Annotated in this window: 1 protein-coding gene; it reads left to right on the top strand. The window is 67.4% G+C overall.

Annotated elements, in window-relative coordinates:
* Positions 1-85: 85 nt before the first annotated feature.
* On the top strand, positions 86-703 hold the full coding sequence (gene rpsD / locus V7Z97_RS20555; RefSeq protein WP_334165501.1) for a 30S ribosomal protein S4: 618 nt from the start codon (positions 86-88) through the stop codon (positions 701-703).
* The last annotated feature ends 302 nt before the right edge of the window (positions 704-1,005 follow it).

Here is a 1,005-nt window from a genome sequence, read left to right as displayed (position 1 = left end):
CTATGACGGGACGACGCGAAGCCGCCGTTGCAATCGCGCCCTTGGGTTTCAGGGGCGCCGGCTCGGGTCAGATGAAGAGTGGATCATGTCCAAGCGCCATAGCGCCAAGTACAAGCTCGACCGCCGGATGGGCGAGAACATCTGGGGTCGCCCGAAGTCTCCCATCAACACCCGCGCCTACGGCCCCGGCCAGCATGGCCAGCGGCGGAAGTCCAAGGTCTCGGACTTCGGCCTGCAGCTGCGCGCCAAGCAGAAGCTGAAGGGCTACTACGGCAACCTGACCGAGAAGCAGTTCTCGCGCATCTACCAGGAGGCCGCCCGCCGCAAGGGCAACACCTCCGAGAACCTGATCGCGCTGCTGGAAAGCCGCCTGGACGCCATCGTCTACCGCGCCAAGTTCGTGCCGACCCCGTTCGCCGCCCGCCAGTTCGTCAACCACGGCCACGTGCTGGTGAACGGCAAGCGCGTGAACATCCCGTCCTACCGGGTGAAGCCGGGCGACGTGGTCTCCGTGCGCGAGCGGTCGCGCAACATGGCCCTGGTGCTGGAGGCCCTGCAGTCCTCCGAGCGCGACACGCCGGACTACATCACGGTCGACGGCAAGGCGATGGCGGCGACCTATGTGCGCATGCCGGAGCTGGCCGAGGTGCCGTATCCGGTGAAGATGGAGCCGAACCTGGTCATCGAGTTCTACGCCTCCTAAGGCGCGGCCGACGTCCGACAGAGTTCAGAGTTCAGAGTTCGTGGGGGCCCCGGAGAGATCCGGGGCCTTCTGCGTTTGGGGGCGCGGGTAAGAGGGGAACCACGGAATACACGGATTACACGGAAGGCCGCTGCGCGGCCGGGTTTGACCACGAACCACACGAACCACACGAACGGGCCTGCGCTGAGAGTGCAGGGCCGGCGAGGGCGTGGGGACGTGGGATCGCGCGCCGGAGGCGCGCAGGCGGACCGGGGCGCAGGCGCCGGACGGCTCGCCCGTCCGTGTATTCCGTGTGGTCCGTG

Origin of the sequence: Phenylobacterium sp. (genome assembly GCF_036821595.1) — a bacterium.
Taxonomy (GTDB): Bacteria; Pseudomonadota; Alphaproteobacteria; order Caulobacterales; family Caulobacteraceae; genus Phenylobacterium.
Note: the sequence above shows the minus strand (reverse complement) of the source record. Positions and strands in the feature narration are given on the sequence as shown.